Annotated in this window: 22 protein-coding genes, 3 pseudogenes and 1 CRISPR repeat array; of the genes and pseudogenes, 18 read left to right on the top strand and 7 right to left on the bottom strand. The window is 69.5% G+C overall.

From position 1 onward, the window contains the following. Nucleotides 1-180: 180 nt before the first annotated feature. Nucleotides 181-354: pseudogene (locus FCI23_RS45185) on the top strand (IS701 family transposase); the annotation flags it as partial. Between the two features lie 77 nt (nt 355-431). Here the strand turns inward: FCI23_RS45185 and FCI23_RS45180 are convergent. The 4 genes and pseudogenes from FCI23_RS45180 to FCI23_RS57425 all read right to left on the bottom strand — a co-directional run bounded on the left by FCI23_RS45180 (nt 432) and on the right by FCI23_RS57425 (nt 3405). After that, a complete protein-coding gene (locus tag FCI23_RS45180; RefSeq protein ID WP_136729857.1) occupies nt 432-1394 on the bottom strand; it encodes a hypothetical protein in 963 nt (320 codons plus the stop codon). Nucleotides 1395-1667: 273 nt separating this feature from the next. Beyond that, nucleotides 1668-1964: pseudogene (locus FCI23_RS45175) on the bottom strand (transposase); the annotation flags it as partial. 512 nt (nt 1965-2476) lie between these two features. Further along, nucleotides 2477-3079 (bottom strand): ATP-binding protein, encoded by a 603-nt coding sequence (locus FCI23_RS45170; protein WP_136729856.1) that lies wholly within the window; start codon nt 3077-3079, stop codon nt 2477-2479. Nucleotides 3080-3228: 149 nt separating this feature from the next. Then, nucleotides 3229-3405, bottom strand: coding sequence for a hypothetical protein (locus FCI23_RS57425; protein ID WP_169317258.1), 177 nt, complete (start codon nt 3403-3405; stop codon nt 3229-3231). A 219-nt stretch (nt 3406-3624) separates the two neighbouring features. Here FCI23_RS57425 and FCI23_RS45165 point away from each other — a divergent pair, with 219 nt between their 5' ends. The 6 genes from FCI23_RS45165 (at nt 3625) to FCI23_RS61270 (ending at nt 8282) form a co-directional block, all read left to right on the top strand. Beyond that, entirely contained in the window at nt 3625-4503 is an 879-nt protein-coding gene (locus tag FCI23_RS45165; RefSeq protein ID WP_169317257.1) for a helix-turn-helix domain-containing protein, read from the top strand. A gap of 3 nt (nt 4504-4506) precedes the next feature. Then, nucleotides 4507-4701, top strand: a complete 195-nt coding sequence (locus FCI23_RS45160; RefSeq protein WP_136729854.1) for a DUF397 domain-containing protein — start codon at nt 4507-4509, stop codon at nt 4699-4701. A 797-nt stretch (nt 4702-5498) separates the two neighbouring features. After that, nucleotides 5499-6890: a DUF2637 domain-containing protein gene (locus tag FCI23_RS61275; RefSeq protein WP_246144679.1), complete on the top strand. Its 1392-nt coding sequence runs from the start codon at nt 5499-5501 to the stop codon at nt 6888-6890. 94 nt (nt 6891-6984) lie between these two features. Continuing rightward, a complete protein-coding gene (locus FCI23_RS45150) occupies nt 6985-7236 on the top strand; it encodes a toxin-antitoxin system HicB family antitoxin (protein WP_136729853.1) in 252 nt (83 codons plus the stop codon). Further along, on the top strand, nt 7236-7607 hold the full coding sequence (locus FCI23_RS45145; RefSeq protein ID WP_136729852.1) for a fic family toxin-antitoxin system, toxin component: 372 nt from the start codon (nt 7236-7238) through the stop codon (nt 7605-7607). The genes FCI23_RS45150 and FCI23_RS45145 overlap by 1 nt, the downstream gene beginning before the upstream one ends. A 201-nt stretch (nt 7608-7808) precedes the next feature. Next, entirely contained in the window at nt 7809-8282 is a 474-nt protein-coding gene (locus FCI23_RS61270; RefSeq protein WP_136729851.1) for a hypothetical protein, read from the top strand. Between the two features lie 222 nt (nt 8283-8504). Here FCI23_RS61270 and FCI23_RS62725 read toward each other — a convergent pair. Beyond that, nucleotides 8505-8672 (bottom strand): annotated as a pseudogene (locus FCI23_RS62725) (TetR/AcrR family transcriptional regulator); the annotation flags it as partial. Between the two features lie 496 nt (nt 8673-9168). Then, nucleotides 9169-9746: direct repeats of the CRISPR family, unit length 28 nt; unit sequence GAGTCACCCGCGTGCGCGCGGAGCCGAG. A 518-nt stretch (nt 9747-10264) separates the two neighbouring features. On the opposite strand from FCI23_RS62725, the gene FCI23_RS45135 reads away from it, so the two are divergent. From FCI23_RS45135 to FCI23_RS64270, 3 genes are all read left to right on the top strand, one after another. Beyond that, nucleotides 10265-13141: a CRISPR-associated endonuclease Cas3'' gene (locus FCI23_RS45135; RefSeq protein WP_246144678.1), complete on the top strand. Its 2877-nt coding sequence runs from the start codon at nt 10265-10267 to the stop codon at nt 13139-13141. A gap of 853 nt (nt 13142-13994) precedes the next feature. Further along, nucleotides 13995-14210 (top strand): hypothetical protein, encoded by a 216-nt coding sequence (locus FCI23_RS45130; protein ID WP_136729850.1) that lies wholly within the window; start codon nt 13995-13997, stop codon nt 14208-14210. Further along, on the top strand, nt 14110-14388 hold the full coding sequence (locus tag FCI23_RS64270; protein WP_407646126.1) for a DUF5710 domain-containing protein: 279 nt from the start codon (nt 14110-14112) through the stop codon (nt 14386-14388). The genes FCI23_RS45130 and FCI23_RS64270 overlap by 101 nt, the downstream gene beginning before the upstream one ends. A gap of 343 nt (nt 14389-14731) precedes the next feature. On the opposite strand, the gene FCI23_RS45125 is transcribed toward FCI23_RS64270, so the two are convergent. Continuing rightward, nucleotides 14732-15352 carry a hypothetical protein gene (locus FCI23_RS45125; protein ID WP_136729849.1) on the bottom strand — a complete coding sequence of 207 codons (621 nt, stop codon included), beginning with the start codon at nt 15350-15352 and terminating at the stop codon, nt 14732-14734. A gap of 1079 nt (nt 15353-16431) precedes the next feature. On the opposite strand from FCI23_RS45125, the gene casA reads away from it, so the two are divergent. The 8 genes from casA to FCI23_RS45085 all read left to right on the top strand — a co-directional run bounded on the left by casA (nt 16432) and on the right by FCI23_RS45085 (nt 24339). After that, nucleotides 16432-17988 carry a type I-E CRISPR-associated protein Cse1/CasA gene (gene casA, locus FCI23_RS45120; protein WP_246144677.1) on the top strand — a complete coding sequence of 519 codons (1557 nt, stop codon included), beginning with the start codon at nt 16432-16434 and terminating at the stop codon, nt 17986-17988. After that, complete coding sequence (gene casB / locus FCI23_RS45115) at nt 17985-18611, top strand: type I-E CRISPR-associated protein Cse2/CasB (RefSeq protein WP_136729848.1); 627 nt, start codon at nt 17985-17987, stop codon at nt 18609-18611. Before casA ends, casB begins: the two co-directional genes overlap by 4 nt. Beyond that, nucleotides 18612-19868, top strand: coding sequence for a type I-E CRISPR-associated protein Cas7/Cse4/CasC (gene cas7e, locus FCI23_RS45110; RefSeq protein ID WP_246144676.1), 1257 nt, complete (start codon nt 18612-18614; stop codon nt 19866-19868). Beyond that, nucleotides 19865-20659: a type I-E CRISPR-associated protein Cas5/CasD gene (cas5e, locus tag FCI23_RS45105; RefSeq protein ID WP_136729847.1), complete on the top strand. Its 795-nt coding sequence runs from the start codon at nt 19865-19867 to the stop codon at nt 20657-20659. Before cas7e ends, cas5e begins: the two co-directional genes overlap by 4 nt. Next, complete coding sequence (cas6e, locus tag FCI23_RS45100; RefSeq protein ID WP_136729846.1) at nt 20656-21282, top strand: type I-E CRISPR-associated protein Cas6/Cse3/CasE; 627 nt, start codon at nt 20656-20658, stop codon at nt 21280-21282. Before cas5e ends, cas6e begins: the two co-directional genes overlap by 4 nt. A gap of 78 nt (nt 21283-21360) precedes the next feature. Beyond that, nucleotides 21361-22965, top strand: coding sequence for an integrase catalytic domain-containing protein (locus FCI23_RS45095; protein ID WP_136729845.1), 1605 nt, complete (start codon nt 21361-21363; stop codon nt 22963-22965). Between the two features lie 88 nt (nt 22966-23053). Further along, entirely contained in the window at nt 23054-23866 is an 813-nt protein-coding gene (locus tag FCI23_RS45090; RefSeq protein ID WP_136729844.1) for an ATP-binding protein, read from the top strand. 113 nt (nt 23867-23979) lie between these two features. Then, complete coding sequence (locus FCI23_RS45085; protein WP_136729843.1) at nt 23980-24339, top strand: hypothetical protein; 360 nt, start codon at nt 23980-23982, stop codon at nt 24337-24339. A gap of 163 nt (nt 24340-24502) precedes the next feature. Here FCI23_RS45085 and FCI23_RS45080 read toward each other — a convergent pair whose 3' ends face one another. Beyond that, the gene (locus FCI23_RS45080) at nt 24503-24727 is read right to left on the bottom strand and encodes a hypothetical protein (RefSeq protein ID WP_136729842.1); all 225 of its coding nucleotides are present in this window, start codon (nt 24725-24727) and stop codon (nt 24503-24505) included. Between the last annotated feature and the right edge of the window lie 869 nt (nt 24728-25596).

The following is a 25596-nucleotide window of genomic DNA, read 5'->3' as shown; positions in this document are numbered from 1 at the left end:
GCCAAACCCTTCACCTGGACCGCGACCGCCGACGAGATCCTCGCCAAGGTCCGACTCGTCCAGACCAACATCAAGAAACTCGTCGACAACAACGCGAAGTGACATAAACAGGATCACGAGACACTAGTACTGCAACGGTGCTTGCCGTGGCTGCCGGCCAGTTCGGTCGTTGGTTTGGTTATGGGTGGAGACCTTGCTGATGTCAGGTTGTGGGCGCGTGAACTGGACGTGGTGCATGAGCGGTTCGTGCATCGGTTCAACCGTTCGGAACCCCGCGAGTCGGCTCTCGCATATATGAGAGGGCTGATCGCTCCGCTGCAGCGCAAGAACGGCTGGACCTTGGCGAGTTGGGCACGGAACTCATCCGGGATGCCTATACCACATCAACGAGCCATGAGACTGAAAGCAACACCTTAATGATCTGCAAGCCCTTAGCTCTTGCCGCCCCCGTCCCAGAACAACTCCTCGAATCGCTGATACTCGCGGCCTAGGCTCACCCTCCCTGTGTAGTTGGCGAGCGTTGCAAGGAAGAGACGCGGTCCCGCCCAAGCGCCGGTTGACCACAATCGGATCAACCACGCCGGAGCAGTGCCGAGGTCTTGGGACAGCTCAACCCACGACGCCGTGTCGGCGGCATGCTCGCCGTGCGCCATCGAAGACCCGCTCGTCCAGGCGTACCCCTCGATGCCGATTCGGCGCTCAAGGTTCTCGCTGAGCCAGTCAATCGAAAGGGGCGTGATCTCGGAGGCGCGGCGGCCCTTCTTCACGGGCCAGCCCCGGTCCTTGGCGTAAATCACGATGTCGTCGATGTCCTTCGCAGGATCGCGCTTGGTCCCGTGCTCGTCATCGACGTCGCCGTCGTTTTCGATGAACTGGTCGGCGTCAGCGACGCCGCCGTCGAGCATGTCCTTGAGACGGATACCTGCCGAGAGTCGTGCGAGGCGACGCGTCAGGGCGCGTTGCAGACGCTCGTCAGTGGTGATGGTCGGGTCGATTACCGCTGTGGCCCACAGGCACGCCTCGAAGATGCCGCGCGCGACCGAGACCGCGCCCATCAGCGATGCCTCTGCGCGAAGCAGCACGGCGAAACCCCGAAGCTGATCGGCGGCGCTAAGGATGTTGACCGCTGATTCATACCTGAGAATCGTTGCGGCTGGTTCGGCGCGGTCACCGAGCAGGACGTCGGGGGCCTTCATGTCCTCTCGCGCCGGGCTCTTTCGCCTCATTTTCCAAGGCTTGAGGCCCAACTGCGTGAATCCGTGCGCTATTTCGTCGACCGCTACCGCGAGCGCGTCGCGACGCTCATGCGCCTCCTGTGTGCCTCGGTTCAGCCGGTCGATGAATTCCATCGCCCACGCCTCGTCGTTCCTGCTGGCATCGTCCTCGTCTGTCACGCGCCACACCCTGCCAGAAGGCGCCGACCAGGGAAAAGCGTTTTCAGTCATGGGGAGTCGCGCCGGGATACCGTGCAGGTACTCACGCTCACACCGATCTGGATGCACGCGACATCCCGGTCGAGAAGTCCTACGAGGCCTGCCGAACGCCCAGCGGTTGCCAGACGCTCATGTCCTGACGACGCAGGAACGGCAAGTGCTCCACTCCACCCTCGGCAAGCCGGAGGATCACGATCAGTCCGGCCCTAGAGGTTGTCCCGTATGGGGTGTGAGTTATCCGGTGAGGGCCAGGTTGTGGAGTCGGGCGATGCCGAGCATGGCCTGGTGAACACCATTGCCCTTCAGGCGGCAGTCCCGCAGGATCTTCCAGTTCTTCAGGCGGGACAGGGCGTGTTCCACCCGGGCTCGGGCCCGGCGGTGCACCGCATTCTCCGCCTCCTGCCATGGGCTGAGGCGAGTTTGGCCTCGTCGTCTGCGGTGCGGGATGAGCAGGCCAGTGCCCTGATAGCCGCCGTCGGCGATGATCGGGGCTCCGCGGCAGGCCCGGTCGACCCCGGACTCCGTAAAGGCGGGCGGCCGCGCGGAGATGAGATAGGGGCGGGAACAAGTCGCGGACCTTGACCAGGCCGGACGCTTCGCGCGAGCAACTCCGGGAGCAGATCCCCCGGCGGGCCCTGGACTCCCGGCTGGCGGCCGATCCGCCCCTGCAGGGCCGCCGCGGTTGGACATGGGGACCAGGCCGCGCACGTCGGCGATGATGCGGCCACCGTGGCGGGGGCGAGTGGCAGTAGTGGCGATGATGGGGCGGATGAGTACCCGGCCAAGGCCAGGCCGACCGCCGCGACTGCGGTCATGTGCTTCTTCACGGTGCATCTCTCCCGGTGTTGGTGTACCCGTCGAGCAGGAGCGCCGGTTGAATGATGGAGCCGTACCATTGCGCAAGTACTGGGCGAATACGGTCGAATGGTGCGTCTGGGTCAAACCCAGTAGACACGGCGGGCGGGTCATCCGGGCCGACCATGCGCACGCCGTCGAACAAGTGGCGTTCCCAACTCGTCAGCTCGCGCGGCGGGGTCTCGGCGTCATGCTCCGGCGATGTCACGGGGCTGCCCTCCCCGGAGTCGCCTGATTGCTCGGTGCATGGTGGCCGGATCATTGCGCCAGTACGCGCGGTCTTGGCCGCCCGGTGGCGCTACTGACTGGCCGTTACCCGCGAGGTCAGTTGGGTTGGGGTTGCCCGGCAGTGCGAGCTGAGCCCAGACGGCTTTGCCGGAATCGGCGTGCGGCGTGGGGTAGACGTAGCCCCACCGGTCGCTCAGTTCTTCGACCAGGACTAGGCCGCGCCCACCGGCGCCATCAGGCGTCGGCGACTGACGGATGGGCGGGCGGCGATCGTCGTCGTATACGTAGATCTGGACGTGATCCGGCAGACACCAGAGCGTCATGATGAAGCGGCGGACTCGGGGGCGCACTGCCCACGGCGGCGGATCATCCAGGGTCCGCCCGCTGTGCTTGACGGCGTTGGTCGTCAGTTCGGAGACGACCAGGACCGCTTTCTCAATGACCTCTTCGGGCACGCTCCATTGCTTGAGAACGTCCCGTGCATGAAGCCGGGCCCACCGGACAGCGGACGGTGTACAGGCCAGCTCCAGGCGGTTGGACCAGGGCTGCGGACTACCGGTCATGACCGCACCTCCGCGATGCGGTGGGCGGGCGGCAGCCCCGTGCGGCCGAGCGGATGAGGGGCGTTGGTGAAGCTCTTATTCCTTACGGGCATGGGCATTTGGCCTTTGCGCTTGGGCGGCCGATGAAGCCTCAGCCGCCAGGGTGGGGACTAGGACGACGGGCGAGGCGAGCTGGAGAGGACCAGGCCGAGCGTCATGGCTTGGGCCTCGGTGATCGCTTCAATGCGCAGACCATCGGGGCCGAAGTGCAGAAGGAAGCCGTGATGTCCGACCGAGCGCCGCAGCGAAACCCGCAGGCCCGGTGTCTGTCCGGCTTCTGTTGACACGTGACTCCTCGGCCGTAGGGCAGTGGGGATCGGTCGCTACGGCTGGTACTTGTGTGAAGTACGCGCAGTGACCGGCCACCCACGGTAGACCGGAACCTGTTCTGTTCGCAACGGTTCTTAGGAACGGTTCCGTGACTCAGGAACGGTTCCAAGATCGTCGGGTATCATTGCAGTAGCAAAACCGGCAGACTGGTGCCGTAAGGGAGAGGGAGGATCAAGGTGGTTGAGCAGGTACCGACGGTGCGTCGCCGTCGTCTGGGCTCTGAGCTGCGCAAACTCCGCGAAGAAGCGGGCCGCTCTCTTGAGGACGCCGCCACCATCTTGGAGTGCAGTCGTTCCAAGATCAGCCGCATCGAGCTGGGTTATCTCGGTATCCGCGTCCGAGATGTGCGTGACCTCCTGGACGACTACGGTGTCACCGATGAAACCCTCCGCACCCACCTGGCGGCCTTGGCCCGGGACGGCAATAAGCGCGGTTGGTGGGACGCCTACGGCCAGATCATCCAGCCCGCCTACGCCAACTACCTCGACCTGGAATCGGATGCCAACTACATCCGGACGTTCCAAAGCATCCTGATTCCGGGCCTGCTCCAGACCGAGGCGTACAGCCGGGCCGTCATCCGAGCCAACCCGGCCCTGGTGCGAGATGAAGTCGTGGACACCTTGATGAAGGTGCGAGCCGAGCGGCAAGCCATCCTGACTCGGGACACCGAACCGGTGCGCTTCTGGGCCATCATCGGGGAGGCGGCACTCCGGACGCCCATCGGCGGGGCCGACGTCATGAGCGCCCAGCTCCACCACCTGGCCGAGATGGTGAAGCGGCCGAACATCACGCTTCAGGTCTTGCCGTACTCAGTCGGCGCTCACGCTGGCTTGTCCGGGCCGTTCGTCATCTTCAGCTTCGCCGTGCCCAATGACACCGGCGTCGTCTTCCTGGAGAACCTATCCAGCAGCCTCTACCTGGAGACGCCCGACGAAGCAGCCGGGTACACGCTCGTCTTCGATGACCTGCGGTCCTCCGCGCTCAACCCAGCCGACTCCCTGGAATACATCGCCAGGATCACTCATGAACTCGGGACGAAGGAAGCCAAGAGGTAAGCGATGGACACCCCGATCAACTGGCGCAAGTCCAGCTACAGCGGCAGTACGAATGACTGCGTGGAGATAGCCGATCTGGCCGATGGCGGCCGGGCCGTGCGCGACTCCAAGAACCCGGATGATGGCTTCTTCCGCTTCACCGCGGGCGACTGGGCCGCCTTCATCCAAGGCGTCAAGACAGACGAGTTCGACAACTGACAGTAGACACACAAGAGCCCTCGGCCGCTTCGTGCAGTCGGGGGCTCTGTGCTGCAGGCACGGCTGGTTATCCGATGAGGAACCGTGCTCGGCTTGGCTTACCCGCTCATGTGGGGTGCGCTGTCGCCACGATACTGCCGTCAGTCGGGGCCGGTTGGCCGGCGGCGGCAGTGACGATCGACTAACCACCACCGAACGACCTCATCTGGCCGGATGTACCGCTACAGCTTGTTGGTGTGCTCCGGAAGTAGTCGTCAGGACCTGTGGATCAAGAAGTTGTGGTCAGGTGATCGAGTTCGTGGCGTCGTGGCCGCTCAGCACCCGCTTCCCTGCCGTTCCCGCCCAGGACTACCCGCCCGGGCAGTTGGGAGTTGGGCTTGTCCGGGTTGGTGGACGGTGCGGGCGGCTGTTCAGTACCCGACAGGCCAACATACCCCCAAGCCTTCGTGTGCAGGGCCCGTCGGCGGGATTCGGCCTCGCGCCGGTCACGCGGGCCGGGTGCTGGGCGATGAGGGTGTCTTCCTCCATGGTCAGAACCCGCCGGAGACCGCTTCGGCACTACGGGCTGAGAAAGCCAGTGGTGGGTCTGCCGCTGGGAAGTGTCTGGGGGTATAGGTCGTGCGGGAGGTCGCTGTGTTGGCCGAGGTCGGGTGGGTGGGCCTGAGGCGGTGAGGTGTTGCTATGCGGCTGGGGTGGGAGTGGCATGAGAGTGTGACCATTACTCGACAAGCGGTGACGATGGATGCTGGAGGAACAAGAGCGTCGTGGAGTCAGCGGAGTCTAGGCGTCCGGTGCAGTTGACCAGGACTCACCGGATCTTGATCGGTGTCGTTGTGGCCGGTGTGGTGGTGGTCGCCGGGATCGGCTTCGCAGGTTCGTACGCGGCCGTACGGGATCTCGCGCTGCGCAAGGGCTTCGGCAACTTCGCGTACGTCTTTCCGGTCGGCGTCGACGCGGGCATCGTCGTGCTGCTGTCCTTGGACCTGCTGTTGACCTGGCTGCGGATCCCCTTCCCGCTGCTCCGGCAGACCGCCTGGCTGCTGACCGTCGCAACCATCGCCTTCAACGGCGCGGCCGCGTGGCCGGACCCGCTCGGGGTCGGCATGCACGCCATCATCCCAGTCCTTTTCGTGGTGAGCGTTGAAGCGGCGAGACACGCGGTCGGCCGCATCGCCGACATCACAGCCGACCGGCACATGGAGGGCGTGCGCATCGCCCGCTGGCTCCTGGCCCCCGTGCCGACCTTCCGGCTGTGGCGCCGGATGAAGCTGTGGGAGCTCCGCTCGTACGACGAAGTCATCAGGCTGGAGCAGGACCGTCTCGTCTACCGGGCGCGGCTGCGGGCCCGGTACGGGCGGGCCTGGCGGCGCAAGGCGCCGATCGAGGCACTGATGCCATTGCGACTGGCCAAGTTCGGAGTGCCGTTGCCGGAGACCGGGCCCTCCGGCCTGGCTGCTGCGGGCCTCGAGGTCGCGTCGGAACCGGCGTTGGAGGAGGAAACCATCGCGCCCGCCGCCGCGTTGGAACCTGCACCTTCCAGTCCACGGCGGCAGCCGGCTGCCGCCGCCGTGGCCGCCGAAGAGGGCAGGATCCGGTCCGGGGCGGTCCGGGCACACGTGCGCGAGTACGGCGAGTTTCCGTCCCCTGGCCAGAGCGGGATCCCGGCGTCGTCCGCACCGCACCGCGAATCCGCTGATCAGAGCGAAGCGGTCAGCCTGCCGAACAGTAGTAAGAGGCCGTCGGCCACCGTAGAGATCCCGGATGTGGCCGAGGAGCCGGCCATAGCCATTCCCCCAGCCGCCGAGCGGCGGCCGGCGGGGGAGCAGCTCACCACGGTCGATCGGTACTACCGGGCCTGGGCGGAGTACGTCAGGTCCTTCGGGTCGGAACCGAACGGCGACCAGCTGTCCAGGTTCCTTACCGACCGGGGTTTCACCGGGCGTGGGGGCGGGGCTGTCAGCCCGTCGACCTTGCGGCGTTATCTGCCTGAGTTCCGCGTCTACGCCGCGTGGCAGCAGATCCTGGAGGATCAGGGGATGGAGCCGGCGGCGGACGAACTCGCCGTGGTGCTGGCCGACCGCGGCATCAGCGGGGCGGCGTACAAGGCGCCGAAACTGAAGCCGCTCCTGGACGACTTCCCGCGGCGCCGTGCCGCGCTCGCCGGCGACTGGGCCGACACCAGCACCTGACCTACAAACCCACGCAGCTCCGGCCGGCGTCCCGATGCTCTGCTTGCGACGGGCCCACTGCGGGGGGTGGTATCACCCTGCTACCTTGGAGGGTATGGCGAATCCCCAGACGAACCTGCGACTGGCCCCGGAGACCCTGGAAGCCGCGAAGGAAGCGGCCAAAACCCGCGGTATCCCGCTCAACGAGTACGTCGAGCGGCTCATCACCGAGGACGTCTCCGGCGTCCGTGGCCGCGGTATGGCCGCTGCACAGCGCATCATCGAGGACTTCGGCTCCTTCCTGGACGGCCTGGAGCAGGAGCTCGACCAGCGTGCACCGCGCTCCAGCGGGAGCGCTGCCGCCTGATGGAGCTGCACATCGACCTGTCGTGGCTCCTCGAAGTGGCTCAGCGTGCCGGGCAGAGCGATCCGGCCCCCGAGGACCTTGGCGTTCCCGTCTCGGCAGTAGCCCGTCACCAGGCTGAACTCCTCGACACCCCGGTCTACGGCGGCCCGTACGCCCGCGCCGCCGCCCTCGCTCACACCCTGGGCCGCTGCCGCTGGCTGGAACGCTCCAACCTCACCGTCGCCTGCGCGGCCGCCACGATGTACCTCGCCGCCAGCGGGATCAACGTCAACCCCGACAAGCAGCATCTCCGCGCCCTGGCCGAGGAACTGTACAACCCGCGCAGCACCGCCTCCCGCATCGTCGAACTGCTGCGCAGCTGGCCGACCTGACCCGCCCCGCCGCTCGCTCTGTGCAAGCCCGAGAGCCGTTGCGCACCGGGCACATTGCGCAAGACCGTACGGTGCGCAGCCGGTTGGCGCACGGTCCGGCAGTTGCGCAGTTACCGATCGCCCCGCGGCTGTCGGTCGCTCCGCCTACGCTGGGACGATCCTGGTGGCGCCCCCGCCCGCAGGAGAGAGGGGACGCAATCCATGGCGATCACGGCGCTGGGCATCGACCCGGACGCCACGGTCGAACCGTTCATGCTGCCCGCTGCGCAAGCCGCGCATCGGCAGGATCTGCGGGATCTGCTGGGCGGCACCGTGGATGCGGGCGTGTATCACCGGCAGGCGCTGCTGCACGTCCACGGCGGCGGTCCGAGGGGGCAGGATCTGCCGCTGAACGTCGCCGCCTGGACGCTGGCCTCCGCATGGCGGGGAATGGAGATCTACGGCCTGTACGGGACCGCCGTGGTGACCGGGCCGAACCGCCCGGACGGCGGCTCGGCCGCACTGGACGACGGCCTGGCCCAGCAGGTGCGCGCGGTGTGCGCAGCGGTGCGCGATGTCCTGGCCGAGTGGCAGACCCGGTCGCCGGCAGGGGAGGCAGCCGCGCGTGCGGAGGTGTTGGCCGTTGCCCGGCACGAGCTGGACCGCACCCCCGTCGCGCGTGGTGGCTTCGCATAACCAGGGGTGGAGCCGGGAGATCGCTGTGAGCCTGGCGTTTGACGCCGAGCGGGATGGCGGCGGGGAGGGCCTCGGGTATCGTGCGGCAGTGCCTGTCGGGGAGTGCCGGTAGCGCGCGGGGCACGGCGAGGTGGCTCCATGGCGGCCTCGTCGAACTCCGGCCGGGTGGGGTGTCCGTATCTGTCCGTTCGGCGCCGGGGGCCGGAAGGCGCGGCGTACGGCTTCGGCGAGGCTGGCGCGGCGGCGTTCATGGTCAGCGGCCGGGTCTTTGGTGGTGGCGGTGTAGCTGAGGCTGTTGGGGGACCAGGTCATGGCGAGGGAGATGACCATGGAGTGCACGTCGGCCGGTGGCAATGAACGATCGATGCGACCGGCGTCCTGTGCGGTGATCTGCCGGATGCCGAGGAACGCTGCAAGGCCCCCAGCGTCCCGTCCGCATGGCCTCTGTCATGCCCTATCGGCGAGGCAACAGCCGTGAGGGTGCGACGTCTCGCGGAGATGTCCTGCTGGTTTCTCATCCAAATGTCCACAGCGGGTCGCCCGGTTATTGTTTTGACCTGCGGGTTTTCCTGTGCCAGGTGATGATGTGTGAGGTGTCCGTTAGAGACATCTTGTGAGAAATCGCAGGACAGAGTGGTGAGATGTCCTATAGCGCTCCCGTCTTGCCGTGATTCGGCCACGCGTTTGGGACTGGGGTACTTGTGCATGGTGTGAGATGCCCGGGTGTGCGCGGAGAGGGCCGGATCTGGGATGCGGCTGGCCGGCCCGGAGTCACCTATGTATGCGCGGAACCGAGCACGGGTCTCGATCTGTCTCCGTGGGGGAACGAGTCACCCGCGCGCGCGGAGCCGAGCTCCACCGCGAGGGCGTCGGCGCGTTCGGTGGCGAGTCACCCACGTGCGCGCGGAGCCGAGGGCGACAGCGGCGTCGCCGGAAGCTGCGACGGTGAGTCACCCGCGTGCGCGCGGAGCCGAGCACGGATCGCCGGAGCCCTTCCCGAAGTAGCTGGAGTCACCCGCGTGCGCGCGGAGCCGAGTCCGGCCCCGGCACCGTCTCGTTCAGCGGCACCGAGTCACCCGCGTGCGCGCGGAGCCGAGGCTCGATGAGGCCGTCGCCGTGTGAGCGCAGCCCGGGTCACCCGCGTGCGCGCGGAGCCGAGAAGCCGGTCCGCTGGTCGGGCGGAGGAGGGTCGGAGTCGCCCGCGTGCGCGCGGAGCCGAGGTGCTGTACGGGAACGCCGGCGTCGCCGACGCGGAGTCGCCCGCGTGCGCGCGGAGCCGAGGTGATCGACGAGTCCGGCCGGGACCCTCGCACCGAGTCACCCGCGTGCGCGCGGAGCCGAGTCCGTGACTCTCCGGTGCGTGCACGATGATGCCGAGTCACCCGCGTGCGCGCGGAGCCGAGCCCGAAGGGACGCCGGAAGTGGTCTGGCTCGCCGAGTCACCCGCGTGCGCGCGGAGCCGAGGCTTGCTGACCTGTGGTTTATTCCGGGGGAGGGGTTGTTTTTCTTCGGTCGTGCGAGGTTGACGGTGTCTGCCGGGGGTCGGTGTCCGGTGCTGGTGTTGCCCGTGCGGTGTACGGGCTGTGCGCTGTGAGTCTCCCGGTCTGATTTTCTTCCTTGTTTCGCATCTCTGCTTTTCTTGAGGTGTTCTCTTTCGGGTGTTCATTGGGTTTCCGGGCTGCTGTTTTCATGGTTGCCTCGTGTGTTTCTAGAGTGTTTTCCAGGCGAGGCGATGTGAAACCTGTGGGCGCTGGATTATGCGGAGTGGTTCGTGGTTTGACGTTTGTTGATTTTCTGATTTCTTCTCGGTGAGGGTGGTCGTGGGCGGAGGCGGGTTTCGTGTGTCCGGGTGTTTCCCATGCTGCGTGGTGAGCGCCGCTGTTCTGGGCGCGTGCCGGTGTGTTGCAGATGGTGTTCTACGGGGTTTGTCGGGTGGTTTTGTCGTGTGCCGTGTGGGTGGGCTGGGGATACGGAGGGTGCTGGTGGGAGCAGCGGAGGATATGGGGTTCGGCGGTGTGCCGTTGTCCCCGGCGGGGAAGTGCGACGTGGGTTTGCGGGCTGTGCACCCGTTGTTGTTCCACATGCTGGATGTGGCGGCGGTGGCGGGGGAGTTGTGGGACCGATTCTTGACGGGAAGTCAGCGGCGGGTGATCGCTGACGGTCTGGATGTGACGGTGGGGCAGGCCCGTCGGCTGACGATGTTCTTCGCGGCCTGTCATGACTTGGGGAAGGCCAGCCGGTGGCAGGAGCGGGAGGGTTTCGTGTGGGCGCGGGTAGGTGAAGCGCTGCGGGCGGACACGGGCGGCTGGCAGCGGATGCCGCACGAGCGGGCCTCTATGCACGCCGCGTTGCACCTGCTGGCCGATCTGGGTTACGACGCCACGGGCAACGACAGCCCGGCGGTGCGGGTGGCGCAGATCCTGGGCGGGCACCACGGCCGGTATCTGCAGGTGGATCTGGGCGGTGCGGCCGGTGAAGCCCGGGTACGTGAGGCGTTGGGCGGTGCGGTGTGGCAGGACCTGCGCCGCCGCTACGTGAACCTGATCCGCCATCTGACCGGGGCGAGTGTGGTGCCGCAGGATGTGTCGGTGACGGCGGCGGTGCTGATCACCGCGGTGGGGACGGTCGCGGACCGGCTGGCCAGCCAGGGGCACTACTGGCTGGCCCGGGCCATGGCCCCGGCCTTCGGCGCGGCCGAGCACTACGCCAGGGCCCGCAAGGAGGCGGTGGGCCTGGTGGACCGGTCCGGGCTGGCCCGTATCGACCTGCCGCCGGTCCCTTTCACCCAGGCCCACGGCGGCCTGGAGGCCCCCAACGATCTGCAGGCGTCGCTGATGGAACAGCTCCCGCCGGCCGTGGAGGCCAAAGGCGTGGGGATCGTAGTGGTCACGGACGCCACCGGCGGCGGCAAGACCATCACCGCCCTGGAGGCGGGACGGATCTTCAACGACCACTGTGGCACAGCGGGTTTGTGCCTGCTGCTGCCCACGACCACGGTGGCGGACGCGGCCTACGACACTGTTGAGGCGTACGTGGCTGCGCACTGCCCGCAGCACGCCCCGGTCGCGCTGGTGTACAGCCACAGCTGGCTGAACGCCGCCTACGCCGATCACCAGGTGGCCGAGGCCGGCCCGGTCACCTGCGACCGCGAAGAGACCGCCGAAGAGGAGGACGACGAGGAAGCGGCGGCGGGCCGGGGTGAGCTGCGGGCGACGGTGCCGGACGGGTGGCTGCGCGGCTGGGACCGGGCCCTGCTGGCTCAGTTCACCGTGGCCACTGTGGATCAGGGCCTGATGGCGGTCCTGCCGGTCCGGTTCAACACACTGCGGCTGCTGGCCCTGTCGGGCAAGACCGTCATCATCGACGAGGCCCACGCCTTCACCCCCTTCACCCAGCTGCAGCTGCGCCGTCTGCTGCACTGGCTGGGCGCGCTGCGCTGCCCGGTGGTGGTGCTCTCGGCGACCCTGCCGGCCTCCACCGGTGACGAACTGGTCCGTGCCTACCTCGCCGGTGCCGGCCGCCGGCGGGCGGATCTGGACGGGCGGTCCTTCACCCCGCCGTACCCGGGATGGCTGTTCGCCGACGCCGCCGGTGCCACCAGGCTGGTCATGGACGGCTCCCGCCGTACCGCTCACGCCGACCGGCAGCATCGCAGCGTCACCGTGCACACCGAGCGCGTCGGTCCTCCGCCCCCGGACGCCGCCGTCTCCGATGCCACTGACCCGGGCGGAGAGCGGCTCGCTCTGATCGCCGGCCTGATCGCCCCGGTCGCCGCGCGGGGCGGGTGTGCGACGGTGGGGTGCGCCACCGTCGCCGCCGCCCAGGACACCTACAGGCACCTGCGTGACACGCTGGACTGGCCCGACGGCCCCGAGCACAGCCTGGTCCTGCTGCACGCCCGCTTCCCCGGCCACCGGCGCGAGGCCCTCACCCGTGCGGTCCGCGCCGTCCTCGGCCCGAAAGGGCCCCGCCCCGAACGCCTGGTCGTCGTCACCACCACCATGCTCGACCTCGGCCTGGATATCGACACTGACCTGATGGTCAGCGACCTTGCCGCCCTGGGCCGTCTCCTGCAACGAGTGGGCCGGCTGTGGCGCTTTGAAAACCTGTGGAAACGCTACCCCGCCTCCCGCCCCCGCCCCCGGCCCGACTGGATCAAGGACCAAGGCCCCCGCCTGACCGTGCTCAACCCCGTCGGCGCCGACGGCCGGACCGCCCTGCCCGCCGCCTGGCGCCGCCTGGAGTCCGACTTCCTGCTGCACGCCACCGCCGCCCTGCTGGCCCACCCGCCGACGCGGACCTGGAACCTCCCCGACGATGTACAGCACCTGGTCGAGCAACTCCACGGCACCGACTCCGACTTCGCCCGCCGCACCCGCGACCTGGAGCACCGGCTCAGCACCCACCGCGCCGCCGAACTGGGCGAGGAACACCACGCGGCCTGCCACCTCATCCCGACCCCGGACCGTGTCTCCTCCCTGGCCGACCTGCACCGCCAGTTCCTGACCTCCGCCACCGCCGCCACCCGCCTGGGCACCCACCCCCGACGCCTGCTGCCCTGCTACCGCACCCGGGCCGGACTGACCCTCGACCCCGACGGCCGCCACCGGCTCCCCGAAGGCCCCCTGCGCCCCGCCCAGGTCCGGACCGTCCTGGAGCACACCCTGCCCGTCCCCGCCGACTGGGTCGCCGGCCGCCGCCCCGAGCACGCCGCCCCCGACAGCTGGCACCGCCACGCCCTCCTGGCCGATCTGATCCTGCTCCCGTTGGATGCCGCAGCCCCCGGCACCGGACAACGTTTCGGCCGCCACACCCTGTCCCTGGACCCGGAACTGGGCCTGGTCCACCGCGAAGACTGACCCCGCCCCCTGCCGGAGCACGGCCCCGGCCCGTACACGCTGGCTGCTGACCGCCCAAGGACCCCTCCGTCCCCGCCGACGCGATGGGCTGCACCCACCCGGACGGACCGCGCCCGGCCCGGGACCAGCGGTGCCGCTCAGCGAGATGGTTCGTGCCGCCTCAGCCACCGTTCGCCCCGTGCGTCCTGCCGCTCGGTTGCCGCCCGTGGGGTGGTCCCGGGCGGTCGGACCGATCACACGTGATCGGTCCGACACGGTGAGGGGCCGTCGCCGTTGTGCCTCGTTGAGTTGGCCTACGCGCCGGACCAACGACCGGACGGTGCGGCCGCCCCAACGCCTTGTTGTCACCGGTTGCGCAGCCACCAGAGCGTCCCGGTGACCAAACATCCGCCGACAGCCGTTCCGGCCCCGCGCACCACGGCCAGCACGGCAACGCGCGCCAGCCGACGGCCATCCTCGCGATTGGGCCCTTTCATCCGATCCCCTTCCAGCAACGAGCGGTGAACGCCGCGGGAACGCAGCAGTCCCACCACCCTGGCGCCCGCCCCCCTTGTTCTGGACGGCCCGGAACAGCGCGCGAGAACGTCGAACGAGACCTGATCAGACCGGATGCCTGCGAAGATTGGCGGGCGGACTCACATGATTTCGAACGGTTTCAAACGGCGGGAGTTGGCAGGATGGGGCGGCGAGGGCGACTTCGTAAGCCCGACCTGAGCGGCAGCCATGCCAGCCTGAACACCGCGCTCCACGAGCTGCACAAGGAAGCGGGCCTGGCGTCGCTCTCCGCCATGGCTCGCGCTCTGGAAGGGGCTTCTCCCGCAGCACCATCTACGATGCGTTCTCTCGTCCGCGCTTGCCGTCATGGCACGTCGTTGAGGCGCTGGTGGAAGTCCTGGGCACCAAGCACCCGCAAGCGACCCCGGAAGAGATCCTGCCGCGCTTCTACGATCTCTGGCAACGCGCGATCGATGAGGAGTCCGAGGCACCCGACAGACGGATTTCCTGCGCTGCGCAACGATCTGCTCGTCCCGCCGGAGTGGTTCAGGTCGGAGCGTCGATCGGCGTTTGAGTCGCTAGCGGCTCTGCCGGCGCACAAGGGCAAGGTCTGGTTGGACGTGCCCTATGAAGACAGAAAACGTGCTCGGGAGTTCGGCGCGCGATGGGACTACAAACGTCACCGCTGGTACGCCGTGGACCCCTGTTCCCAGCTCATGAAGTGGGGCATCGAAGACCCTGGCTTATCCTGACCTCCCGGGAGCCCGGCAAGCCTGCTTCAGGCAGCGCTGGGCATGGTGTGCCTGCGGGACGCAGGGCCTGGATTGCCTCATCGAAGACTCCGCGATCTGGCGACGCTGTCTGATGCGGCACCAGTTACTGAGGTTCCGGGCGTGATGTCGCGAGGCGGCATGGCCTCTGAACTGCGGTTCTTGACGGCTGTCCGGCGACACCACGCGGAGATCATCAGTAGTGACGACGCATCGGCGTCGGGAACCCCCACGGGGACTGCCACAGACATGGCTCTGACCGGAGCTCTGTAATTGATCATTACCGCAAGCGCGCGGGCAGCGGGCAGGTACGGCATCGCCGGGTTCAGTTGAAGGTCACGACGAGTCGCACGGTCTCTTCGCCGAAGCGATCCGCGAGGGCTCTCATCACGGTGAATACATGCGGCCAGTGGGAGCCCTCGCCCAGGACGGCGCCAGCAGCCAGCGGTTCGTATCTGCAGTGCAGGTCCGTGGTGGTCCACTCCCGGCCGTGAGCCGCGAGGTCCAGTTCAGGCGGCGGTTGTCCCACCGCGGCGAGCACGTCCGGCGGCCACGGGGAAGGCACGAGCTGCTGATGCAGCAAGGAAGGCGACGACATCGTTGACCAGGTCAGCCGCCCGACGAAGTGATCAGGGGTGGACGTCAGGTCCAGTCTGGCGAGTTCTTTCCAGCTGACCCAACTCGCCCCTGTCAGATCGCCTGCCGCCACCGACGACTCCAGCTGGGCGCGAAGCCCGCTGGACAGGTCGGACGGCAGTCCGCGGCCGGCTGCCAGGGGCCGGAATCCCGCGTAGTTGCGCACCCCGAAAAGGCAGCCGAAGGCGGCGTAGTCGGTCTGGTCGTACAGAGGCCACAGATCCATCGCCGCGATCCATGGCTCGCCCTCGTAGTCGGTGCCGACGCCGGGATGCCGGAACTCGATGCCGCCGTGGATGTCCGTACTCACGGCGTCGCACCCTACAACTCGTTCGGGGCAGGGCGCGCATGGTTGAGCCGATGAAGATCACTGCCGAGTGGGAATCTGGGTGCGAAGGTGCCAGGTAAAGCTTGCGGAACGGCCGTTCACCGGTACGGCTGCCGACCTCGACGGCCGCCGTTCGCAGCCGCTCCTGCATCCTGGTGTCGTGCACCGGCCGTGCTGCTCGCGGGGCCCGGCGACCTGCTCGACTCGATGAAGGTAACGCCGGCGGCAGCGTGACCGGTCGCAGAGGAAGCAGCGGTCCCATGGACGGGCAGCCAGCTTTCTCCTGGTAAATGACCGTTCGGCGAGTCGCCGCATGCGGCTGGAGCGGATCCGTCGGCTACGCCACTGGTACGGCGGGCACGGAGGCGGTGGACCGTAGGCCATTGCTTCCACGAGCGGCACCTCCGCGGTCACTCGTCCCAGCGTCCACCGCACGTCGACGCTGGGAAACAGCACGTCCTCGATCGCACAGAGCCCTATGAAGAAGGGGGAGCTCCTGATGAAACGTTCCCGCACCCATCCGCTGACCACAGTCACGGAATTGTGGTGAGAGCCGTGAACTTCCCCGTGGGGAATATCGCGAATGGTCACCAACGCGGGTGATCCGCGCAGGGCCTCCTGGCCCTGACCGCCCTCGGCTGGTCGACCGGTGCGGTGCGGCCGGACATGTGGCCGGGGCTTCGGCGCCCGGGCGACCCCGCGCTGCGCGCCGGTCGCCCGCAACTGAATTGCTGCTGGTCAGCGCTGGTGAGGTAGGGCCGAACCGGTGGGGGTCGGGAGATGAAACGCGACGCCGGTGATCTGCCCGCCATCGGGTGATCCTGCCCCCGGGGCGGGATGAGGACGGGCTGGTGCGGACAGGCTGGCCGCACAACGACGTACCACCCCGGGCGACAGCGACCCGCCACCGCATCGGCCCTGGCCGACGGCCCGCGGGACCCGACCGGGCTCCGCGCCCTGCGGACCCGCCGCCCTCGCGCTTCTCCCTGACCCGCCCCGCCGGTCGCCGCCCCTGCCCAGGGTCCGGTGATCCGGCCGGCCCCTGGAGGTGATCTGGACCGGTGTCCGACCGCCCGCGCTACGACATCACCGAGCAACCCTGCATTCCCGTCCGCGTCCATGGCCGCCACGAGGCGCTGAGCCTGCGTGAAGTGCTGCTGCGGGCACACGAGATCGAGGACCTGGCCGTCCCCGTGCCGCCCGCGCAATCGGGCCTGCTGCGGGTCCTGGCGGCAATCGCCGCCAGGCTGACCGGCCTGGACGACCCGGAGCTGAGCGCACGGCAGTGGACCGCCCGCCGCCGCGCCTTACTGCAGGAACCGGCCGGCTTCGACCCGTTGCGGGTGGAGGATTACCTGAGCCGGTACGTGTGGGACCTGTTCGACACGGTACGGCCCTGGTGGCAGGACCCGGCCCTCACCGCGCAGTGCACGAAGCGCGCCGGGGCGAACAAGGTGGCCTTCGGCCGTCCGTCCGGCCACAACCTCGCGTGGCTGTCCGCCCACCGTGACAGCGCGCCGGTGCCCCTGCCGTGCGACGAGGCGCTGTGGCACCTGGTGGCCCAGCACTACTACGGAGCCGCCAGCCGCTGCTCCACGCGCACGGTCGGCGAACTGTCCTCGGCGGACGGCACCGCGGGCCCGCTGCGCTCGACGGTCTCCTTCCACCCACTGGCCGCCACTTTGTACGAGTCGCTGCTGGCCGGGCTGCCGAAGTATCTGGGCGACGGCCAGGACACCCCGGACCGGTGCCCCTGGGAGCAGGACGCCCCGCCCGACCCGCTCCGGCCGGCGGAACCGGTGACCTGGCTGGGCGGCTTGCTGACCGGACGTTCCCGCCACGCGCTGCTGCTGGTGCCCACCCCGGACGGCAGCGCGGTGGCCGACGCCTACCTCACCTGGGGCACTCAGCACCCCCGGCTGGAGGCCACCGACCCCTACCTGGTCATCCACACCGACACCAGCAAGGACGCCGAGCAGCGCCGCAGCCCCCGGCAGGCGGACGCCGACCGCGCGGTGTGGCGGGAACTGGACGCGCTGCTGCTGGCTGGTGACGAGAGCCCTACCGTGCAGCGCCCGCAGGTCTTCGACACCCTCAACGACCTGCCCGAACCACTGCGCAGCACCCTGCGGGTGTGGGTCTGCGGCTTCGACCAGGACGGCAAGACCCGCAACCGGACCTGGTACACCGCCCTCACCCCGCCGGTGTGGACCTGGGCCCAGGACAACGACCCGGCCGCCGCCCGGCGCATGGCCTCCTGCCGCCAGGAGGCCGAGCAGGTCGCCGCCCTGCTGACCAAGGTGGCCGGCCAGGCCTGGCGGCAGACCACCAGCCCCAGCGGCCGGATCCGGGGCGGCAGCGCATGGGCGCGGACGGCACGCGCCCACTACTGGCCACGGGCCCAGACCACCTTCTGGCGCCTGCAGGACGACCGGGAGGCCGAGGCCCGCCCGGCATTCGTCCGCGACGCGGTCGCCGCGCTGCGCCAGGCCACCGCACCCACACTGCGCCAGCACCGCAGAGCCGGGCCCGCCCTGGCCCGCGCCGTCGCCGCCCTGCACACCGACCCGAACCGGACCACCTCCCGCTCCTCCGGCCGAAAGGCTCCCCGCGCATGATCACCACCGAGCAACGCCGCGCGCACTACGACACCTTCGCCACCACCGACGTCCCCCTGCTGTGCGCGAGCCCCGGCTTCCGCGCCGACCTGCGCAGCGGCCGGGGCCGCGAGGTCACCCAGTGCCCGCGGATGCACCGCCACCTGGCCCGGCTCGTGGCCGGGTACGGAGCCTGCCGGGCCCACTACACCGTCGCCTCCCTGATCGCCCTGCGCCGGCCCGCCCCCCGCCCCGCCCCCGCGGCCCCCACCGGCCCGCTGGCCCAGGACCGCGATACCGACCCCGGTCCGTCGGCCGATAGCGCCATCGCATGGACGGAACGGCCATGGCGGTCCCGCCCGAACCTGGGCGCGTCGCTGGCCGACGCCGTACGCCGACGCGGCATGCGCCCCGGCCCGACAGAGGACCGCCTGCACCTGCTGACCCGCCTGAGCGAAGACCTGCTGCACCCCCGCCTGCCCCGCCTGATCGACCACCTGCTCGACTCCGGCGCCGGGGTGGACTGGCCGGTCCTGCTGGAAGACCTGGCCTGGTGGGAGTGGGACCGCGAGGCGGTCACCCTCCGCTGGCTGGACTCCTACTACCTCGCCCTGCCCCTCCCCGCCCACGCCCAGGAGCGCTGAGTGATCCCCTCCCGATACGTCGACCTGTACGCCCTGCAGCAGATGCCCGCCTGCCTGCTGAACCGGGACGACAACGACGAACCGAAGACCCTCCAGATGGGCGGAGTGCCGCGGTGGACGGTTTCCAGCCAGTGCTGGAAGCACGCCCTCCGCCACCAGTTGGAGGCCGACCTCGGCGAGTACGCCGCCCGCACCCGCATGCTGCCTCCGCGGATCGCCGCACTGCTGCGCGCCGAGGGCTGGCCGCCGGAACTGGCCGCCTTCGCCGCCGCCGAGACCGCCCGCGCCGCCGCACCCGGCGAAGGACTGAAGACCGAACCCGACCACGGCGGCCGTACCGCGGCCATGCTGTTCGCGTCCCAGGACATCCTTGCCGGGCTGGTGGACCTGTGCCGGCGCCACCGCCCCGCCCTGGAACAGGCCGCCGCCGAACGGGCCACCCGCGCCGCCGCCGCACCGGATCCCCAGAACACCACGGCCGGCACGAAGAGCAAGAACAGCGGCCGGCGGCGCGCGAAAACCGCCGTCGACGCGCCCGTGCTGCCCGCCGAAGAGGTCCACGCCCACGTGATCCGGCGCACCGCAACCATCAACCTGTTCGGACGGATGCTCGCCGAAGTCCCCGAAGCCCACGTCGACGGAGCCGTCCAACTCGCCCCGGCCTTTACCGTCCACCGCTCCGACCCGCAGCCCGACTTCTTTACCGCCGTGGAGGATTGGGCCCTGCCCGGCGAAGCCGGCAGCGCCCACCTGCAAACCGGCTACCGCACCACCGGCGTGCTCTACCGCTACGCCACCGTCAACCTCACCGAACTCACCGCCCACCTCGACGGGGACCACGAGCAGGCCCGGGACCTGCTGGCCCGGTTCGCCGAGGCGTTCATCACCAGCCTGCCGCAGGCCAAACGCACCGCCACCGCCCCGCACACCCTGCCCTACCTGGTCCACTACGCCGTCCGTGACCGCCGCCCGGTGTCTTACGCAGCGGCCTTTGAACAGCCCGTTCAGCCCGCCCGCACCGGCGGTTACACCCGGCCCGCGCTGCGCGCCCTGTCCGAGCACGCCGGCGCTCTCACCCGCCTGCTCGGCACCCGCCACCGCGTCGCCCACGGCCACGCCCACACCGGCGACGACCCCGTGGAACACCTGGGCGTCCACCACGCCAGCTTCGAAGACCTCGTGACCGCCTGCACCACGGCCGCCTGCACCACCACCCCGGCCGGCCTGCCGCCGGCACCCCGGCTGGTGCCCGCGTGAGCGGCCTGCTGCTGCGCCTGGCCGGCCCGCAGAGTTCCTGGGGGGAGAGCGCCGCCTTCCACGACCGCCTCACCACACCGTTCCCCACCCGCTCCGCCCTGATCGGCCTGTTCGCCGCGGCCGAAGGCCGCCCCCGCCACACCGCCCTGCACCCCCACCGGGACCTGCCCGGCGCCCCCTGCTACACCGACCTGGTCCTGACCATCCGCATCGACCGGCCCGGCACCCCGCACACCGACTTCCACACCACCGGCGGCGGCCGCCCGCCCGGACGCGGCCTGCGCACCAGCGACGGCCGGCACCGGCCGCCGGCCAAGTCCACCCTGGTCACCCACCGCCGTTACCTGGCCGGGGCCGTCTTCACCGTCGCCGTCCAAGGCCCCCCGGTACTGCTGCAGCGCATCGCTGACACCCTGGAGCAGCCGCGGTGGGCCCCCTTCCTGGGCCGCCGGTCCTGCGTCCCCGACGAACCCCTGGTCCTGCGCGCCAGCGTTCCCGACCCCGTCGGGGAACTGACCGGCCACGTCCCCCTCACCCTGGACCGGCCGCCCCCGCCCGGCCAGGACACTGTCGCCGTCGGCTTCCTGTGGGAGCACCCGCCCCCGCACACCCCCGCCGCCACCGAGCACCACCTCGCCGACACCCCCGCCGACTTCACCCCCGCTACCCGCCGCTACCGCATGCGCCCCGTCTGGCACACCACCGAGCACCTGCCCGCCGCCCTGTACGCCGGACCTCGCCCCCTGGACCGCCTCACCGACTACGTCCTGAACCAGGAGCACCCCGCGTGAACCCGCCCGCCACCTTCACCCGCATCCGCCTCAACCCCCATCACCCCGTCGTACGCCGGGACCTGGCCGACCCCGCAGCCCTGCACCGCACCCTGATGCGCCTGGTTCCCGACGGCCTCGGCCCCCACCCCCGACAGCAGGCCGGACTGCTCTTCCGCCTGGAAACCGCCCCCGGCCAACCCCCCGTCCTGCTCGTCCAGACCCACCAGCCGCCCCAGCTCACCCACCTGCCCGCCACTTACGGCACCGCCGAAACCCGCGACCTGGCCCCGATGTTCCACGCCCTGACCCCCGGCCGGCACGTCCGCTACCGCATCACCGCCAACGCCAGCACCCGCCCCCCGAGTACCGGCGCCCGCGGGAAAGTCATCGCACTGCGCGGCGACGCCGCCCTGGCCTGGTGGCACCGCCGCGCCACCGGCGCCGGACTGGCCCCCCGCACCGCCGACGCCGCCCCCCGGCCCTTCCGCCGCCCCACCCGCCACAGCCCTTACCACGCCCTGACCCAGTTCGAGGGCACCGCCACCATCACCGACCCCGACACCCTCATCCATGCCCTGCGCACCGGCATCGGCCAAGGCAAAAGCTACGGGGCGGGCCTGCTCACCCTCGCCCCCGCCTGACCGCCCGCAAGCCCCTCGACCGGCAGCAGGCAACCCGCCCACTTCGCTACAACAATTGACAAGACAACAGAGAGCCACATGACACCACTACCAGAGCCAGAGTCTGTGCTGTCCGGTGACACCAGGTCGCTGCGCGCCGGAGCCGTACGGCGGCTGCTGGACCTCCAAGACCGCGGAGAACTCACCAGCGGTGACATCGCCCTGGCGGCCAGGTCCTTCCGCGTTTTGACCAAAACCGTCCGCCGGTGGATGGACAACGCCCGCACCCACGACGGCACGTACACCCCCGCGCGCCGGGCCTCGTTCACCCTGACCGAGGACATGCACATCTTCATCACCGAATGGGGCGGCAACATCACCGCCGCCTACGACGAACTGGTCGCTGACCACCAGCTGGGACAGCCACCGCCGTCGCTGGCCACCTTCCACCGGGCCGTCGTACGGGAGCTGAGCCCCGGACAGCGCGCCGCCCTGCGCGGGGGCGAGGCGGCCCGCCGCCGCTACGACGTCTACGGCCAGCGCCCCCTCGGCGTCCGCAACGCCGCTTGGGAAACCGACCACGTGGAAGCCAGCGTGTGGGTCAACGTCGACGGAGAGCGACGCAAACCGTACATCACCTGGTTCGTCGACTGCGCCACCTGCGCCATCTGCGGAGTGGCCATCACCCCCCATACCGCCAGCAGCGAGAGCATCATGGCCGCGGTACGCGACGCGGTGCTCACCGGCGGCCACCACCGGCCCTTCGGCGGCAAGCCCCGCCTGGTCCGCGTCGATCGCGGCCGGGACTTCCTCAGCGACGTGGTGGACCAGGCCATAGGAACCCTCGGCACCCGCCTGGTCGTCCTCCCGCCCCGCAGCCCCCACCTGAAAGGCACCGTCGAGGCGCTCAACGGAGCCGTCAAGAAACGCCTCTTCCGCCGCCTGCCGGGCTACAGCCACACCCCGGCAGCCAAAGGCGACAAGGGCCGCTTCCGCTGGGACACCGCCGACCTGATGCCCTACGACAGGTTCGTCGACGTGGTGCTGCAGTGGATCGAGTGGTGGAACCACGACCACACCATGCGCCGCCTGGGCAACCGCACCCCCGCACAGGCCTGGTGGGACGACCCGACCCCCATCGAAGCGGTCCCACCAGAGGAACTGCACACCTTCACCATCAAACGCAAGGGCAACCCCCTGAAGATCACCAGCAAGGGCGTGCGCTGGAAAGGCGCCCACTACATCGCCGACTGGATGAACGGAAACGGCGGCGGCAGCACCCTGGTCGATCTGCGGCACATGCCCCACCACTTCGACCAGGTCGAGCTGTACGTCGCCGGCACCGACACCTACCTGGGCCCCGCCGACCGCGTCGGCAGCAAGGACCGCGACAAAGACCGGGCAGTGGCCCGCAGCCGCCGCAGGGAAGCCGAGTACTACGCGGACAAGGCCAAGAAAGCACACCGGGCCGCCACGGTCCGCTTCGCCGCCACCAGCGAGCCGGCCCCGCTGAAGCCCCTGACCAAACCCTCCACACGCCGCCAGGCCGTCCACAGGCCGCACGGCCTGGACACCAGCCCCCTGTCAGCCCAGGCCCTCCCGGACTTCGCGGAGCCCTCCCAGTCCTCTTCACGGTGGACCACCCCACAGCCCTCACCGGAAGCCGCCCCGGCCTCCCCGCCCCCTGACAGCGACGAGCCCTAAGTCCCACCAACCGTCACCGCCCCACGCCCAGCCGGGGCGGTGACGCACCGACATGACCGCAACGAACCTTCGACCAGGAGGACACGACATGGCGACGACCGCACCCGACGGCGACACCCCCGTCCCCCGCAACCCCAACCCCTACCACTACCTGCGTCTGTCCGGCGCGAACACCATGTCCACCCGCGCCAGCCGTGAGACACACGACCGTCTGGCCTCCACGCTCAAGGACCGCGGCATGCTGTGCGTTCACGGCGGCGTAGGCCTGGGCAAGACCTTCGCCGTCGGCGTTCACCTCGAAGAACTCGCCCCCACCAGCACCGTGCGCCTCAAACTGAGCTCGCCGAACCTGGATACCATCCGCACCACGCTGTTCCGTCGGCTCAAATTGCCCGGAGAACCACCCGGCAAGTCCTCCGGCCTCCGCGAGGCGATCCAAAATGCCCTGCGCGAGACCTTTCACGTCCTGGCCGTGGACGAGGCCCAGTGGATGGACACCCGCGCCTTCGAGTACATCCAAGAACTGTGGGACGACGAGCACAGCGAACTGGCCGTGGTACTCGTCGGCGCCGAGAACTGCTATCACAAGATCAAGCGCCGCCCTCCCCTGGACAGCCGCATCACCTCCTGGCAGCAGTACAAGCCCCTCACCAGCACTGAGGTCCTCACCCTCATCCCTGCCTACCACCCGGCCTGGGCCGACGTCCCTGCCGAAGACATCCGGTGGATCAACACGGACGCCTGTCACGGAAACTTCCGCGAGTGGGCCAAGATCACCTACCACCTGCACGAAGCCCTGAGCACCCCCGGCCGCACCTACAGCCGCGATCTCATCCGCTGGATCTTCCGCCACCTCGACCCCACCCGGCGCGACGACGACCCCGACGACCACCTCGGCTGAGCCCCGCAGATACCGCACCACCCACCACACCCGCGGCGTCAGCACCTGCTGCCGCCGCACAGGCCCCCGTCCCGCTCCGTCCCGCCTCTTTCCGAACACCCTCTGGAGCTCACATGACCGCTACACCCCGACCACCCCACACGCCGACCTGGTACCTCGACCACGCCTGCACCGCCGGCCGCCGCACCATCCTGGTGGTCGTGGACGAACAGGCCACCGTCCTCGCCCACCGCACCGCCGACAGCCTCACCTCCCAAGACCTGACCGGCATCCTGCGCCAAGCGCTGGCCAACCACCCCGCACCTCAGCAGGTGTTCATCGACCGAGGCCATTCTCCTCGCGCCCCGCTCGAAGCCCTCTGCGCCCGCCACGGCATCACCCTCACCCATCCTCCCGCAGCGCCGACGCTCAAATCCCCGGCCGAGCGCGCGCTGCGCCGCCTGCACGCGGGCGCGGATCCAGCTGATCTCTAGGAGGCGATGCCCCAGCCTCCTACGAGGCCTGGGCCCCAGTTCCATTGGCCTGAGCCCCGGCCTGTGCTCTGCCAGTTGCAGACGTTTCCAGGCCGGTGTGCTCTGCGGACCGTGCGGGCCAGCGCGGCACCTTCACCCTGGCGGTTGGGACCAGCCCCTGCTGCTACGCCTCGCGGCCGTCCTTCACCGGATCCGTCCGGCTGTTGACGTCCTTGAAAGCGGTGGGGCTGTAGGGGCTGTCGGGGTGCTGGGCGCGCAGTCGGTTCGCGTCCGTGGCGGCCGCGTCGGCCGGGACCCCGGCTTGTCCCAACCAGTAGGCGATGTTGCCGGAGATGACCGGGATGATGGGATCGTCAGGGCCGAGTAGTCGTCGTGCGTCGGAGAGCATCCGGCATCCCGGAGCAGGGACACGACCGGGAAGATGAGCCGGCCGATGCCGAGCACATCACCGGCAGTGCTGACGCCGCACCACGATGAGCGCCGTGTTCACTGACGGCACAGCGCCTCGCCGGGCCCGGTCGATCGGGCCGGAACCGCCGGAGACCGGATCAGCCATACAGCGCACTGTCGATCCAGCACAGCTCGTCCCCCACCGGCTCCTCGTCCCACCCGGTCGCCAGCGGCGCCCCGTCAGACCTGGCCAGCGGATCCACCTCGGGGCGGGGGAGAGGATTGTCGGCGATATCACGGGAATCAGGGACTACGGCGGCGTGTTGCGTGGCAGCGGAACAGGCGCGGCAGACGTCGGCGAGCCGCCAAACGCGGCCCCCTGCGCTGCGGGCCAGCAGCAGTAGAATCGGTCCGTCGCAGCCCCGGTGCCGCGGGTGCCACCGGCATCCCTGCTCACCGCATTGGCAGGTCCGCAGATGGGGCGCGAGACCTTCGTCGCGGGCATGCCGGGCCAGATGCGCCATCACCGCCGCCCGGGTGCCCGCAGCCCCGCGTTCAGCGGGGACTGGGCCGCACGGATGGCAGGCCACGGCCGGCCCGCCCGGGTGGGGGCGGACCTGCACCGTCCAGGTGCGCCGCACCGGGTGCGGGATCGTTGCGGGCCCCATCTGGTCGCTGTCCTCCGTGCTGTGCTGTCTGTGACCGCCGGTGCTGCTCCTGCCAGGTTGTTACGGCGGAGTTGTGGCGTAGTGCTGAGGTTGCTTATTGATCTTGTTTGGGGTCTGGGGTTTTGCAGTTTGGTTGGGTGGTGGGTGCGTGTGGTGGGTGGTTGAGGTGGTTTTTGGGGTATGTGGTTGGTTGTTATGG

Source organism: Actinacidiphila oryziradicis, assembly GCF_005047355.1.
Taxonomy (GTDB): Bacteria; Actinomycetota; Actinomycetes; order Streptomycetales; family Streptomycetaceae; genus Actinacidiphila; species Actinacidiphila oryziradicis.
Note: the sequence above shows the minus strand (reverse complement) of the source record. Positions and strands in the feature narration are given on the sequence as shown.